Raw genomic sequence first — 15,082 nt, forward strand, 5'->3', positions numbered from 1 at the left:
AGTCTTAAACAGACTCGCTTTGTTCTTTTTCCATATTTATTAAATGAGCCATGGTTTTGACGACTCTGTTGTGCTTCTTAACAAATGGATTGGTTTGATCCCAAACATAACCAGCTAAAACCGCACAAATTTGTCTTTTTACATCTGGGTTTTCAGGTCTGTGAAAAAATAAAGTTTGTAAATTACCAGTGTACCACTCTTTTACATAAGTAGCAAATACATCAACACCTGATTTAATATAGTCCTCATAATCTGCTTTCCAATCAATAGATTCACCTTGAAGTTCTTTGGCAATAAGCTTGGAAGCTTGAAGTGCTGATTCTGTAGCAAATGTTACTCCAGAAGAAAAAACTGGATCCAAAAATTCGGCACTATTGCCTGTTAACACGAAACCATTACCATAGAATTTTTTTACAGCTTTCGAATAGTTTTTAATACTTTTCGGCTCAAATAATAATGGCGCATCTTTAAAGCGTTCATAATAATAATCTGAATGCTTAAGCATATTCATTAAACGTTCGGATGTATTTCCTTCAAACGAATCTATAAATTCATTTTTTCCCACAAATCCCAAACTCGTATTCCCATTAGAAAACGGAATGACCCAAAACCAGGTATCTTTATCCAACACATCAAAAGTAATGAGCGTGCCTTCTGTTCCTTCTGGCCTATTAACATCATTAACATGGCCAAAAATAGAAGAATGCTCTGGAATCGAAGAAGGTTTATCTAAATCCAATAGACGTGGCAATACACGTCCGTAACCACTGGAATCTACAATATATTTGGCATGCACGTTATAACTAGTACCCATTTCATCCTTCACTACTGTTTTTGACGAGCCCTCATCATTAAATTCAACTTCTACAACTTCATGTTCAAAAGCAATGTCAACTCCCCAACTCAACAACTCATTAACTAAAGCCGAATCAAAGTCAGCTCTGGGAACTTGCCAAGTCCAATCCCATCCGTCCGTATGCTTTTTACTAAAATCAAAATTACAGACAATATCGCCTCTTAAAAACCTGGCTCCTGACTTTACTTCAAAATTTTCAGCTTTCAAACAATCTAAAAGGCCTACCTCTTCAAAATGGTCCATACATCTTGGCAATAAACTTTCGCCAATCACAAACCTTGGAAATTTACTCTTTTCAACAACTTTTACCTTAAGTCCTTGTTTGTGTAAATATGCCGCTGCAACTGACCCTGATGGGCCTGCTCCAATGATTAAAACATCTGTGTTTATATCCTGCATTTGTATTGTAGTATAAATTGATTAATTATTATAAATTTGCACACCAACTAAACTGATTCATTTTCAGTTGTTCAAATATAATACTAAAAGCATACATGTTAAAATTTAACGGCAAATTAGGGATTGATGATTTTTATAAAGTCATTTTTGAAAATCAGCCCATTCAAATTGAAGATGACGTAAAGCAACGCGTAAAAAATAGTTTTAACTTTCTAAAAGAGTTTTCAGAAAACAAAGTCATATATGGTGTTAACACAGGCTTCGGCCCTATGGCTCAATATAAAATTAAAGATTCTGAACGTATCCAATTACAATACAACTTAATAAGAAGCCATGCCTCCGGAACAGGACAGCCTATTGCTCCTATTTATGTCAAGGCTGCCATGCTGGCTAGGCTTAACACGCTTTCGCTAGGCCATTCTGGAGTCCATATTTCAGTCATTGAACTCATGACTGAATTAATTAACAGAGATATTACACCGCTCATTTATGAACATGGTGGTGTTGGTGCCAGTGGTGACTTGGTTCAGTTAGCTCATTTGGCATTAGTTCTTATTGGTGAAGGTGAGGTTTTTTATAAAGGTGATCGATTAGATACTAAATCTGTTTTTGAAAAAGAAAACTTAAAACCAATATCTGTTGAATTGCGTGAGGGTCTTGCATTAATGAATGGCACATCAGTCATGACAGGCATTGGCATTGTTAATACCATAAAAACAAGAAGACTTTTAGATTGGATGACATCCTGTTCGGCAGCCATCAATGAAATAGTGAAGGCTTATGACGATCACTTGTCTTATGAGTTAAACCAATCAAAAAAACATATCGGTCAACGCAAAATTGCTGAATCTATGCGCGAGCATCTTAAGGACAGTGGACTTACCAGAAAGCGTGAACACCATTTATATAGTAAGAATGAAGATGTTTCCGTTTTTAAGGAAAAAGTTCAAGAATACTACTCTTTAAGATGTGTGCCTCAAATTTTAGGACCTGTTTTAGACACTCTTAATTCGGTTGAAACCATATTAATCGAAGAAGTAAATTCAGCAAATGATAATCCCATTGTTGATGTTGAAAAGGAACACGTTTATCATGGTGGTAATTTCCATGGCGATTACGTTTCACTTGAAATGGATAAGTTAAAAACAGTTGTAACAAAGCTTAGTATGCTTTCAGAACGTCAATTAAATTACTTATTGAATGCCCGATTAAATGATATGCTACCACCATTTGTAAATCTTGGTAAATTAGGTTTAAACTTTGGAATGCAAGGTGTTCAATTTACGGCAACTTCAACAACCGCAGAAAATCAAATGCTATCAAATCCAATGTACGTTCACAGTATTCCAAACAATAATGACAATCAAGATATTGTTAGTATGGGAACCAATGCTGCTTTGATATCTAAAAAAGTTATTGAAAATGCTTTTGAAGTAGTAGGCATTGAAATGATTACTATTGTCCAAGCTATTGAGTATCTTAAAGTTCAAGACCAAGTTTCATCAAAAACAAGGAAAATGTATGATGAAATTAGAAATTTAGTTCCTATCTTTACTGATGATGTTGCCATGTATCCTTATGTAAATAAGGTAAAAGACTACATATTGAATCACTAAATTTTAAAAAGCTATTAATCATGAAAACAAAATATCTGCTGCTATTTTTTTTAGTATCGGTTTTAACAAGCTCTGCTCAAGAATTGGCACTTGCCAAGCAAGATGGTAAGTTTGGTTATATTACTAAAAAAGGCGAATGGAAAATTAAACCGAGTTTTAAAGTAGCCAAAAGCTTCTCTGGTGATTTGGCTGAAGCTATGAACGACAAAAAACAATGGGGTTTTATAAACCGAGAAGGTGATTGGGTTATTGAACCTACTTTTGACAAAACTAAAGAATTCAATTCTGGTATAGCGGTTGTTCTTAAAGACAAAAATTGGATTTATATTAATACTAAAGGTGAACAAGTGCTTACCAATATTTCATCAGATAAAATTTACGATTTTAATGATGGGTTTGCATTAGTGCGTGAAGGTGATTATGTAGGTTTTATCAACACAGAAGGCAAGACCGTGATTGCACCAAAATTCCAAAAAGCTTTCAATTTTGAAAACGGTTACGCCAAGGTATTAGAAAATGATAAATGGGGTTTGAGTGATAAAACTGGTAACTACTATGTGAAAACTGAATATGATGGTATTAGTAACGTTTACAACGGACAAGTAGTAGCCAATAAAGGAGAGACTTATGGTCTAATTATAAATGGTACATTTAAAGAAGTTCCAGGTGCTCAAAAAATTTGGGACTTTTCAATCAATGGTGAGAATACTTATGCCAAAAAGGATGATAAAATAGGATTTATTGATAACAAAGGTAATTGGATTGTTCAACCAACCTATGACAAAGTACGTGCCTTTGTAAATGGAATGGCGCCTGTTATGAAAGATAAAAAATGGGGCTACATCAATACTTCTGGTGAAGTTGTTATTCCGTTAGAGTACCGCGACGCTGAAATTTTCAGTGAAGATGGATTGGCTCCAGTTAAAATTGATAAACTTTGGGGTTTTATAAATACTAAAGGGGAAATGGTTATTGAGGACAATTATGATATTACCGCAGGCGGATTCTCCATTTTTCAAAAAAATAACCAAAAAGGGTTCTATGATGGATTGGCTCGAGTAAAAGACAAAAAATCTTGGGTTTATATCAATACGAAAGGAGAGGTTCTTAACAATATTTCTTTTGAAAATTTAGAGCTTTTCAAATAACAAAATCAAAAACATTAAATCTACATGAAATGTGCCCTAGTAACAGGTGGGTCTAGAGGAATTGGAAAAGCTATATGTATTCAATTAGCAAAAGATTCTGACTACCACATATTAATAAATTATAATAGTAATGAAGAAGCCGCATTAGAAACTTTAAAAAGTATTGAAGCCGAAGGCAATTCAGGTGAAATTATTCAATTTAATGTATCTAACGCTGATTCTGTAAATAATGCTTTAAACACCTGGCAGGAAAATAACAAAGAATCTATTGTTGAAGTTATTGTAAACAATGCAGGAATAACCAAAGATGGCTTGTTTATGTGGATGCCAAAAGAAGATTGGGATAGCGTTATTAATACCTCGTTAAACGGATTTTATAACGTAACCAATAACTTAATTCAAAAGTTATTACGTAACCGTTATGGTCGCATTATCAATATTGCTTCAGTTTCTGGTGTAAAGGGCACGGCTGGACAAACCAATTATTCTGCTGCCAAAGGTGCTTTAGTGGCTGCAACCAAAGCATTGGCTCAAGAGGTAGCTAAACGAAAAATCACTGTAAATGCTATAGCGCCAGGTTTCATAAAATCTGATATGACATCAGAATTGGATGAATCTGAATTAAAAAATTTAATCCCAGTTAACAGATTTGGAGAACCTGAAGAAGTAGCTCATGCTGTTTCATTTTTAGCTTCAAAAAAAGCGTCTTATATTACTGGAGAGGTTTTAAATATTAATGGAGGGATTTACTCATAATCAATTTTAAATGAATCGTGTTGTCATTACTGGAATGGGAATTTATTCTTGTATAGGTAAAAACCTAGAAGAAGTTAAAAACTCATTATATGAAGGAAAATCAGGTATCAAAATAGACGAAGAGCGTATTCCGTTTGGATATCGCTCTCCTTTAACTGGTATGGTGGAAAGACCAAACTTAAAAAATGACTTATCAAGACGACAGCGAGTTAGTTTAGGTGAAGAGGGTGAATATGCTTTTGTAGCAACTCTTGAAGCACTAAAAAACGCAAAAATTGATCAAGATTATATTGATGCTAATGAAGTTGGTATTATATACGGTAACGACAGTACAGCACAATCTGTAATTGAATCTATCGATACTATTAGAGAGAAAAAAGATACAACATTAGTAGGTTCGGGTGCTATTTTTAAAGGGATGAATTCAACAGTAACTATGAATTTGTCAACTATTTTTAAACTAACAGGTGTAAACTTTACAATAAGTGCAGCATGCGCGAGTGGCTCACACGCTATCGGCATGGCGTATCAACTTATAAAAAGTGGATTACAAGAGTGTGTTATCTGTGGTGGCGCACAAGAAATCAATAAACTAGCTATGGGAAGTTTTGACGGCTTGGGTGTGTTTTCCTCAAATTTGGAACATCCCGAACAAGCTTCAAAACCTTTTGACATCTCACGTGACGGATTGGTGCCTAGTGGTGGTGGTGCAACTTTAATTTTGGAATCCTACGACTCTGCTATAAAAAGAGGCGCTCATATTCTGGGTGAAATTATTGGTTATGGTTTTTCTTCAAATGGGGAACACATTTCTACTCCAAACGTAGAAGGTCCTTCAAAAGCAATGCTTAAAGCCATTAAGCAAGCGAACATTAACCCTTCAGATATTGCTTATGTTAATGCACACGCTACATCAACACCGGTTGGAGATGCTAATGAAGCTAAAGCTATAGTCAATGTTTTTGGTGAAAACGGACCTTACGTAAGTTCAACAAAATCTATGACTGGCCATGAATGTTGGATGGCTGGTGCCAGTGAAGTTATTTATTCTATGCTCATGATGCAACATGACTTCATTGCCCCAAATATAAACCTTACACAGCCAGACGAAGCAGCTTCGAAATTAAATTTAGTTAGTAAAACAATAGATAAAAAATTTGATGTATTTTTGTCCAATTCTTTTGGATTTGGGGGAACAAATTCAGCATTAATAATTAAAAAATAAAAGAGAGGTGATGGATAAAGAAGTTATTATTGAAAAAATAAACGACTTTCTTATTGATGAATTTGAAGTTGAACCAGATGACATCGCACCAGAGGCTAATTTAAAAGACACGCTTGAACTTGATAGCTTGGACTTTGTTGATCTTGTAGTTGCTGTAGAATCTAACTTTGGTGTAAAACTGGTAGGGGAAGATTTTGTAAATGTTAAAACACTTCAAGATTTCTACAATCTTATTGAAAATAAATTAAGCTAAAAACACGCATATCTATGTATGGCTGCTGAATGGCAAGGAAAATCTAGAGGCACGGTTCTAGGATACAAAATATTTGTATTTTTCATGAAGAACTTTGGACTAGGAGCAGCTTATTTTATATTATATTTTGTTGCTACCTATTTTTGCTTTTTTGCACGTGATAGCTCCAAAGCTATTTACTATTATTTCAAAGAGCGTTTGCAATATTCTAAAGAAAAGAGTCTATGGAGTATCTTCAAAAGCTATTATGTATTTGGTCAAACTATAATTGACAAAGTTGCTATTTCTTCAGGGTTAAGAGATAAATTCACATATGAATTTGATGGTATTCATTTAATTGAAGAAACACTAAAACAAAAAAAAGGTGGCGTTCTTATCAGCGCTCATGTTGGAAATTTTGAAATTGCAGAATTCTTTTTTGGCGAATTGGAAGGAAAAACATCCATTAGCTTATTAACGACCGATGTGGAGCATACTGCAATAAAAGAATACATTGAAAGTGTCACCAATAAATCTCATATAAATCTGATTCTAATTAAAGAAGATTTATCACACATTTTTGAAATTAATGCAGCTTTAGCACGTAATGAAATTGTATGTATTACTGGTGATCGCTATGTAAAAGGTTCAAAATATTTAACACAATCACTTTTGGGTAAAGATGCAAAATTTCCTGCTGGTCCCTTTTTATTAGCATCTAGGTTAAATGTACCTGTATTATTTGTGTATGTCATGAAGGAAACTTCGAGCCATTACCACTTATATGCTAGAAAATCACAAGCCAAGCAAAGAGATTCACAAATGTTATTAAAAGAATACGCAGAAAGTGTATCTTGGATGCTAGAAAAATATCCGCTTCAGTGGTTTAATTATTTTGATTTTTGGAATTCTAAAAATACTTAAATGCAATCCGTATTAGTTATACATTATTCCCAGTCTGGTCAGCTTACCGAGATTGTAAATAATATTTCGGCTTCAATAAAAGGTGATAATATTGAGACAACCCATGTATCAATCAATATGAAAGAGCCTTTTCCATTTCCTTGGAATAAAAAAGAATTTTATGGTGCTTTTCCTGACACCTTTAACCAAATACCTCATGAGGTAGAAGTTTTACCCGAGCATATTATAAATAAAAAGTACGATTTAATTATATTTGGATATAGTATCTGGTATTTAACTCCCTCACTCCCAACCACTTCATTTTTACATACAGAACAAGCCAAAAAATTGTTTAACAATACACCTGTTATAACTGTAATTGGCTGTAGAAACATGTGGATTATGGCACAGGAAAAAATGAAGAAAAAACTAAAATCTATGAATGCTCATTTAGTTGGTAATATAGTTTTGGCAGACAGGCATATAAATCATATTAGTGTCATCACTATTGCTCAATGGATGTTCTCTGGAAAAAAAGAACGTTTTTTGGGAATATTTCCAAAGCCAGGTGTATCTCAAAAGGACATAGATGAAGCAACTAAATTTGGCCCTATTATCTTAAATCATCTACAAAAAAATGATTTTACTGGATTGCAAAACAATCTTTTAGAAAAAAATGCTGTCAAAATAAAACCTTTTTTGATTACAGTAGATAAACGTGCCAATGTCATATTCTCAAAATGGGCCCAATTTATTCAATCTAAAGGTGATAAAAATGCACCAAAAAGACAATTTTGGGTTAAAATCTTTAATTATTACCTATTATTTGTCATTTGGTTTATTGCACCTATAGTTTTTATCTTATTTTTGTTGACTTATTTACCTTTGTACGGTAAAATTAAAAGAGATAAAGTATATTACGCATCTGTTGCATTAAAATAGGAGGCACCGAAAAATGAACGAAGTTTATATAACAAGAGTATCAAAGTTTTTACCAAATCGTCCAATCAGTAATGATGAAATGGAAGATAAGCTTGGGACTATTAATGGTAAGACGTCTAAAGGACGTCGAATAGTTTTACGAAATAATCAGATAAAAACAAGGTACTATGCAATTGATGATAACGGAAATATTACCCACAACAATGCGCAGCTTACAAAAGAAGCTATAGTAGGTTTATGTGATGATACGTTTAAAGCAGAAGATATAGAATTGCTATCTTGTGGAACATCCAGCCCAGACCAAATATTACCATCGCATGCAGCTATGGTTCATGGTTTTTTAAAGAATGGTAATGTTGAAATTAATTCGCCTTCTGGAGCATGTTGTTCTGGAATGAATGCCTTAAAATTTGCCTATCTATCAGTCAAATCTGGAGGAACAAAAAACGCAGTTGCCACTGGGTCCGAGCGTACCTCAACATGGATGAAATCTGATACTTTTGAAGAAGAAATTAAATATCTTGAAACTTTAGAAGACAACCCTATTCTAGCTTTTAATAAAGATTTTTTAAGGTGGATGCTATCAGATGGTGCTGGCGCTTTTCTTTTAGAAAATGAACCAAAAGGAGATCAACCCTTAAAAATAGAGTGGATGGAAGGCTACTCATATGCTCATGAAATTGAAGCATGCATGTACGCTGGTGGCGACAAATTGGAAGATGGTTTTTTAAAACCTTGGAGTGAATATCCATCTGATCAGTGGAGTAAAAAGTCACTTTTTGCCATGAAACAAGATGTCAAACTGCTTGGCGAAAATATTTTAGTTAAAGGTGTAGACAGCTTAAAAAAGGCTCTTTCAAAACATGATTTAAGCCCAACTGATATTGACTATTATTTGCCACACATATCTTCCCATTTCTTTAAAGAAAAGTTATACCAAGAAATGATTGCTCAAGGTGTTGAAATTCCTTGGGAAAATTGGTTCATGAACTTGAGCAAAGTTGGTAACGTGGGTGCTGGTTCAATCTACATTATGTTAGAAGAATTGACTCATTCAGGAAAATTGAAAAAAGGTGATAAAATTTTACTGTCGGTCCCTGAAAGTGCTCGTTTTGCTTATTCAATTGCCCTTTTAACAGTGTGTTAAAATGAAAGCTAATCAATTCCCTGTTCAAAACATAACAAATTTAATTCCTCAAAAGATTCCGTTTGTAATGGTTGATTCGCTTTTGAACTTTAACAGTGAAAAAATCACCTCTTCATTTAAAATTTTAGATGATAATCTTTTTGTTGAAAACAATTTGTTTCTTGAACCCGGACTTGTTGAAAATATGGCACAGACCGTTGCCTTGCATACGGGATATGATTATTTTTTAAAAGGTGAAAAGGCACCAACGGGATACATTGGCTCCATTAAAACCATCATCATTAATAAGCTCCCAAAAGTAGATGATGTCATTAGAACAGAAGCCAACATTCTTCATGAATTTATGGGTGTTACAATGGTCTCTGTTTCAGTATTTAATGCTAAAAATGAAGAAATTGCTTCAGGTGAAATGAAAACGGTAATTGCAAACACATGAATTGCCAAGATATAGATATCACCAAATTCTTGCCACATCGCGAACCTTTCTTAATGGTTGATCATGTGCTATCTATAGATGATGAACATGTTTCAACAGCATTTACCATCAAAGACGAATGTATTTTTAATGATAAAGGTTTTTTTAACGAAGCTGGAATGACGGAAAATGCTGCTCAAACTTGCTCTTCAATTGTAGGGAAAAGTTATTTTGATGATGAGGACACAAATGGCCTGGGAACAAAGTTAATTGGTTTTATAAGCGCAATTAAATCCTTAAAAATACTATCATGTCCTAAAGTTGGCTCCACAATTAAAACCCACGCAAAAATTATTTCAAAACTCGAAACTGAACATTACAAAATGTGCTCCATTCAATGTTCAATTACATTAGCCCAAGAAGAATTGTTATCTTGTGAAATGAATTTATTCATACGAGAATTAAATTAATTTTTGAAGATGAAAAAAGATGAAGTCCCTCAAGACAAAAGCAATCTCGAATCAGCTAATTTCAAAGAGCTTTGCTATGCTGTTGACGAAAACGGCGAATACACAACCGTTAATAGTTCAGGCTGGGATCCTAAAACTATAGCTTTAGACAATGCCATTCAAGAAATAAATGCACGGGTGGAAGATGCTAAAAAAAGAGTGTTAGATAATCAAACAAGTCCCATAGAGTATTACATGGAGTTGCATAAAATGGATGTTAATATTCTAGCAAGTTATGTAAGGATTTGGAAATGGCGTGTAAAACGGCACTTTAAGCCACATGTTTTCAAAAAACTATCTGATAAAACACTTCAAAAATATGCTGATGTTTTTGAAATCAGTATTGAACAACTAAAAAACATAGAATATGGAGATTAAATTTACCCACCATCAATCTGCACATTGCGAAAATGGTGTGGTTTCAAATTTAATGAAACATAACGGATTCAATGTCAGCGAACCTATGGTTTTTGGCATTGGTTCTGGCTTGTTGTTTTGCTACATTCCTTTATTAATGGTCAACCATGCTCCTGCAATTACTTATAGAGCTATGCCTGGCTTTATTTTCAAGCGTTTTGCTAAACGTGTTGGAATTAAGATAAAACGTGAGAAGTTTAAGGATCCAAAAAAAGCAAAAGCCCGATTAGATGAAAATTTAAAGAACAACAACCCAGTTGGCCTTCAGGTCGGTGTTTATAACTTGGTTTACTTCCCTGATGAATATCGCTTTCATTTCAATGCGCACAATTTAGTGGTTTATGGAAAGGAAAATGACACCTATCTAATTAGCGACCCGGTTATGGAAACGGTTACCACATTAACCGAAAAGCAATTGGAAAAAGTACGTTTTGCTAAAGGTGCTTTTGCCCCAAAAGGTCACATATACTATCCAACAGATTTTCCTAATGAACTGAAGCTTGAATCGGCAATTAAAAAAGGCATCAAGCAAACGTGTAGAGAAATGTTGGCTCCAATGCCTATTGTTGGCGTTAAAGGAATTAGAACAATAGCAAAACTAATAAGAAAATGGCCTAAAAAGAAAGGTATAAAAGTTGCCAATCATTATTTAGGACAAATTGTGAGAATGCAGGAGGAAATTGGAACTGGCGGTGGTGGATTTCGTTACATATTTGCAGCATTTCTGCAAGAATCTAGCAAAGTTTTAAATAATGAAAGACTAGCCGAATTGTCAAAAGAAATGACCCAAATTGGCGATTTATGGCGTGATTTTGCTGTTGATGCATCCAGAATTTATAAAAATAGAGGAACGAAGGTTGATGGTTATAATGATATAGCCTCGCAATTGGAAACTATTGCAGATAAAGAAGAAGTTTTCTTTAAAAAACTTAAGAAAGCCATTTAACATGATTAAAATTGAACAGATATCTAAAAAGTATAAGGGTTCTGAAAATTTTTCAGTTTCCAATTTGGATTTGTTCATTGATGAAAAAGAAATCTTTGGACTTCTGGGTCCCAATGGCGCAGGAAAAACAACACTCATTTCCATACTTTGCTCTTTGATTAAACCTACTTCAGGGTCTTTTTCAATAAATAATCTAACCTATCATAAAAACAAGAACCAATTAAAACAATTAATTGGTATTGTCCCTCAAGAATATGCGCTTTACCCTACATTATCCGCTTTTGAAAATTTAAAATACTTTGGAAGCATGTATGGTTTAAAAGGTAAACATCTTGATTCTAAAATAAATTCATCTCTTGAGCATTTGGGTTTACTACCTTTTGCTAATAAAGCAATTGAGACTTTTTCCGGCGGTATGAAACGTCGTGTCAATCTTATTGCAAGTATTTTACATGACCCTAAAGTACTTTTCTTGGATGAGCCAACAGTAGGTGTAGATGTACAATCTAAAAATGTTATAATTGGATTTCTTCAAGACTTAAATAAAAAAGGGACAACAATTATTTACACATCGCATCATCTCAATGAGGCTGAATTGTTTTGTACACGTGTGGCTATAATAGATCACGGCAAACTAATTATAAAAGGAAAACCAAGTGACCTTATTGATAGCCATGAAGGAGCTAATAATTTAGAAGATGTATTCTTGACTATAACCGGTAAAGCCTTAAGAGATCATGCATAAACTGTGGGCTTCAACATATAAAGAAATATTGTTACTTACCAGAGATATTGGTGGCATAGCTATTTTGTTTATCATGCCGCTCGTACTAATTGTTACTATAACGCTTATTCAGGATAGTGCTTTCAAAACAGTTTCTGATGCTAAAATCCCCATTCTACTTGTTGATAATGACAATGGGGAAATTTCGAAGACAGTAAAAACAGGATTGACTGATTCAAATGCATTTGAGATTATTACTAAAGACGATGAAAACGAAGCCAAAGAATTAGTTTTTTCTGGGAAATACCAATTAGCCATTATAATACCCGAAAACCTTTCAACTGATTTAGAAAAAAAAATTAATCAAAACGTTGAAGGCATCATTGCCAAATTTGGGCTTGAAGAAGAAGGTGAGCACAAATTAATTGATATTCCAGCTAAAGAAGTAAAGCTCTATTTTGATCCAGCTACTCAAATGACCTTTAAATCTTCTGTGAAAAATGGCATTGATAAAATGATTTCTAAAATTGAAACACAATCCATATATAAAGCGTTTCAAGATCAAATAACCGATGACCCTTCAGAAGTTATTTTTGAAACTGATAATTTTATTACTTATACAGAAATTTTACCAAAAGAAGGCAATAAAGACTTAATTCCCAATTCAGTTCAGCACAATGTACCTGCTTGGACCTTATTTGCGATCTTTTTTATCATTGTTCCACTATCTATCAATATAGTAAAAGAAAAAAGTCAGGGAACTTTTGTTAGGTTAAGAACAAACCCTGTATCCTATGCTACTGTTTTAGGAGGAAAAACAGCTGTTTATTTAATTGTTTGTCTCATACAGTTTATTCTTATGTTATTGGTTGGCGTCTATTTATTTCCTGCCATTGGGCTACCAACATTAAATGTTTCAGGTCGTTTACCACTATTGTTTATTGTTGCCATATTTGCTGGATTGGCGGCTATTGGATTAGGTTTACTATTGGGCACAATTGCCAAAACACAAGAACAATCGGCTCCATTTGGAGCTACGTTTGTGGTTATATTAGCAGCAATGGGAGGTGTTTGGGTTCCAGTTTTTGTCATGCCAAAAATCATGCAAACCTTATCAAATATTTCTCCAATGAATTGGGGTCTAAATGCTTTTTACGATGTATTTTTACGAAATGGTTCGTTATTGGATTTAATCCCAGAGTTGTCATTACTACTCGCATTTTTCTTAATAACAACACTAATTGCCATATTTTACAATGAAAAGAAAAACGCAGTCTAGGCAAAAGGAAATAACACACACTAGTGAAGTTCGGGTTCGTTTTGTAGAAACAGACCCTCTCGGCATTGTATGGCATGGTAATTACATTCAATATTTTGAAGATGGTCGGGAAGCATTTGGAAGGCATCACGGCATATCATATTTAGACCAAAAGGAATTTGGCTTTGCAACGCCTATTGTAAAATCAAGTACAGATCATAAATTACCTTTACGATATGGCGATATGGCGACTATCAAAACAATTTATGTAGATAGTCCTGCTGCAAAAATGGTATTTAGATACGAGGTTTATAACCAAAATAAAGAATTAGTTTGTACAGGTGAAACCGTTCAGGTATTTGTGGATAATATTGGTGATGGTGATTTAGCATTAACTGCACCAGATTTTTTTATGGACTGGAAAAAACGTGTTGGATTATTAGATGACTGATATTCTAATCTCACATAACAATATCATATCATCATTAGGTTTTACTAGTGAATCTGTTGTAAAAAATATTCACAACGAAATTTCTGGCTTACAATTTATTGATGATCAAGCCATATTACCAGAACCTTTTTACACCTCATTAGTTCCAACCGATAAGCTTCAATTAGCATTCAATAAATTAAACCCAAAAAAAGACTATACACGTTTAGAGCAAATGATGATAACGTCATTAGATAAAGTAATCATGTCATCTAAAATTGATTTAAATAATCGTGTTGGTCTTATTATTTCAACAACAAAAGGAAATATTGATGCTTTAGATAATGACAATCCATTTCCAAAAGAAAGGGCTTATTTGAGTGAACTTGGAAAACAAGTAAAAGATTTTTTTGGTTTTAAAAATGACGCTATAGTTGTTTCAAATGCCTGTGTTTCCGGTATTTTGGCAGTAGCTATCGCAAAACGTTACATTGAGCAAGGTGTTTATGACCATGTTTTTATTACCAGTGGCGATGTCATTACAGAATTTATTTTGTCTGGTTTTAACTCCTTTCAAGCTTTAAGCAATCAGCCTTGCAAGCCTTATGATAAGAATAGGTCAGGCATCAATATTGGAGAAGTAGCAGCCAGTGTATTAGTGACTAATGAAAGCCGAAATTTGCCTGCTGAAACCGTAAAGATTCTAGGTGAAGGATCGTGTAATGATGCCAATCATATTTCAGGTCCTTCTAGAACAGGAGAAGGATTATTGAGAAGTATGGCATCAGCATTTGAGCAATCAGGTGTTTTACCAAATGAAATAGACTATATTTCAGCACATGGTACCGCTACTTTATTTAATGACGAAATGGAAGCTATTGCTTTCAACCGCATGCAATTAGAACAAGTACCTCTTAATAGTCTTAAAGGCTATTTTGGGCATAGTCTAGGTGCTTCTGGATTGGTGGAAACCATAGTTGGCATGCATTCAATTAAAAATAACACACTATATAAATCATTAGGATTTGAAACACTTGGTGTTACGAAGCCTATCAATGTTATAAAACAAACAACAGTAAAAAAATTACGAACGTTTTTAAAAACTGCCTCTGGATTCGGAGGCTGTAATACGGCCGTGATTTTTCAAATTAATAATTAA

17 protein-coding genes are annotated in these 15,082 nt (G+C 33.9%); 16 read left to right on the forward strand and 1 reads right to left on the reverse strand.

Features of this window, described 5'->3' with window-relative positions; all coding sequences use genetic code 11:
- Positions 1 to 4 precede the first annotated feature (4 nt).
- Positions 5 to 1,255 carry an NAD(P)/FAD-dependent oxidoreductase gene (locus HGK31_RS02070; RefSeq protein WP_191858272.1) on the reverse strand — a complete coding sequence of 417 codons (1,251 nt, stop codon included), beginning with the start codon at positions 1,253 to 1,255 and terminating at the stop codon, positions 5 to 7.
- A gap of 95 nt (positions 1,256 to 1,350) precedes the next feature.
- On the opposite strand from HGK31_RS02070, the gene HGK31_RS02075 reads away from it, so the two are divergent.
- From HGK31_RS02075 to HGK31_RS02150, 16 genes are read left to right on the forward strand one after another with little or no spacing between them, the layout of a single operon-like run.
- Positions 1,351 to 2,871, forward strand: a complete 1,521-nt coding sequence (locus HGK31_RS02075) for an HAL/PAL/TAL family ammonia-lyase (RefSeq protein ID WP_104734919.1) — start codon at positions 1,351 to 1,353, stop codon at positions 2,869 to 2,871.
- A gap of 20 nt (positions 2,872 to 2,891) precedes the next feature.
- Entirely contained in the window at positions 2,892 to 4,019 is a 1,128-nt protein-coding gene (locus tag HGK31_RS02080; protein WP_191858273.1) for a WG repeat-containing protein, read from the forward strand.
- A gap of 24 nt (positions 4,020 to 4,043) precedes the next feature.
- Positions 4,044 to 4,775, forward strand: a complete 732-nt coding sequence (gene fabG, locus HGK31_RS02085) for a 3-oxoacyl-ACP reductase FabG (protein ID WP_104734921.1) — start codon at positions 4,044 to 4,046, stop codon at positions 4,773 to 4,775.
- A gap of 10 nt (positions 4,776 to 4,785) precedes the next feature.
- On the forward strand, positions 4,786 to 6,000 hold the full coding sequence (locus tag HGK31_RS02090) for a beta-ketoacyl-[acyl-carrier-protein] synthase family protein (protein WP_191858274.1): 1,215 nt from the start codon (positions 4,786 to 4,788) through the stop codon (positions 5,998 to 6,000).
- 10 nt (positions 6,001 to 6,010) lie between these two features.
- The gene (locus HGK31_RS02095; protein WP_104734923.1) at positions 6,011 to 6,253 is read left to right on the forward strand and encodes an acyl carrier protein; all 243 of its coding nucleotides are present in this window, start codon (positions 6,011 to 6,013) and stop codon (positions 6,251 to 6,253) included.
- A gap of 18 nt (positions 6,254 to 6,271) precedes the next feature.
- Positions 6,272 to 7,156: an LpxL/LpxP family acyltransferase gene (locus HGK31_RS02100; protein ID WP_191858275.1), complete on the forward strand. Its 885-nt coding sequence runs from the start codon at positions 6,272 to 6,274 to the stop codon at positions 7,154 to 7,156.
- Positions 7,157 to 8,077, forward strand: coding sequence for a dialkylrecorsinol condensing enzyme DarA (locus tag HGK31_RS02105; RefSeq protein WP_191858276.1), 921 nt, complete (start codon positions 7,157 to 7,159; stop codon positions 8,075 to 8,077).
- A 13-nt stretch (positions 8,078 to 8,090) separates the two neighbouring features.
- Positions 8,091 to 9,224 carry a beta-ketoacyl-ACP synthase III gene (locus HGK31_RS02110; RefSeq protein WP_191858277.1) on the forward strand — a complete coding sequence of 378 codons (1,134 nt, stop codon included), beginning with the start codon at positions 8,091 to 8,093 and terminating at the stop codon, positions 9,222 to 9,224.
- A 1-nt stretch (position 9,225) separates the two neighbouring features.
- Positions 9,226 to 9,660, forward strand: coding sequence for a hypothetical protein (locus HGK31_RS02115; RefSeq protein ID WP_104734927.1), 435 nt, complete (start codon positions 9,226 to 9,228; stop codon positions 9,658 to 9,660).
- Complete coding sequence (locus HGK31_RS02120; protein ID WP_191858278.1) at positions 9,657 to 10,109, forward strand: ABC transporter permease; 453 nt, start codon at positions 9,657 to 9,659, stop codon at positions 10,107 to 10,109. The genes HGK31_RS02115 and HGK31_RS02120 overlap by 4 nt, the downstream gene beginning before the upstream one ends.
- A 9-nt stretch (positions 10,110 to 10,118) precedes the next feature.
- Complete coding sequence (locus HGK31_RS02125) at positions 10,119 to 10,526, forward strand: hypothetical protein (protein ID WP_104734929.1); 408 nt, start codon at positions 10,119 to 10,121, stop codon at positions 10,524 to 10,526.
- Positions 10,516 to 11,511 (forward strand): BtrH N-terminal domain-containing protein, encoded by a 996-nt coding sequence (locus tag HGK31_RS02130; RefSeq protein ID WP_191858279.1) that lies wholly within the window; start codon positions 10,516 to 10,518, stop codon positions 11,509 to 11,511. The genes HGK31_RS02125 and HGK31_RS02130 overlap by 11 nt, the downstream gene beginning before the upstream one ends.
- Before the next feature lies 1 nt (position 11,512).
- A complete protein-coding gene (locus HGK31_RS02135; RefSeq protein WP_104734931.1) occupies positions 11,513 to 12,256 on the forward strand; it encodes an ABC transporter ATP-binding protein in 744 nt (247 codons plus the stop codon).
- Positions 12,249 to 13,514 carry an ABC transporter permease gene (locus HGK31_RS02140; protein ID WP_191858280.1) on the forward strand — a complete coding sequence of 422 codons (1,266 nt, stop codon included), beginning with the start codon at positions 12,249 to 12,251 and terminating at the stop codon, positions 13,512 to 13,514. Before HGK31_RS02135 ends, HGK31_RS02140 begins: the two co-directional genes overlap by 8 nt.
- The gene (locus tag HGK31_RS02145) at positions 13,492 to 13,944 is read left to right on the forward strand and encodes an acyl-CoA thioesterase (protein WP_104734933.1); all 453 of its coding nucleotides are present in this window, start codon (positions 13,492 to 13,494) and stop codon (positions 13,942 to 13,944) included. The genes HGK31_RS02140 and HGK31_RS02145 overlap by 23 nt, the downstream gene beginning before the upstream one ends.
- Entirely contained in the window at positions 13,937 to 15,082 is a 1,146-nt protein-coding gene (locus tag HGK31_RS02150; protein WP_191858281.1) for a beta-ketoacyl-[acyl-carrier-protein] synthase family protein, read from the forward strand. Before HGK31_RS02145 ends, HGK31_RS02150 begins: the two co-directional genes overlap by 8 nt.

The sequence above is a fragment of the Hanstruepera ponticola genome (assembly GCF_012931685.1).
Lineage (GTDB): Bacteria > Bacteroidota > Bacteroidia > Flavobacteriales > Flavobacteriaceae > Hanstruepera > Hanstruepera ponticola.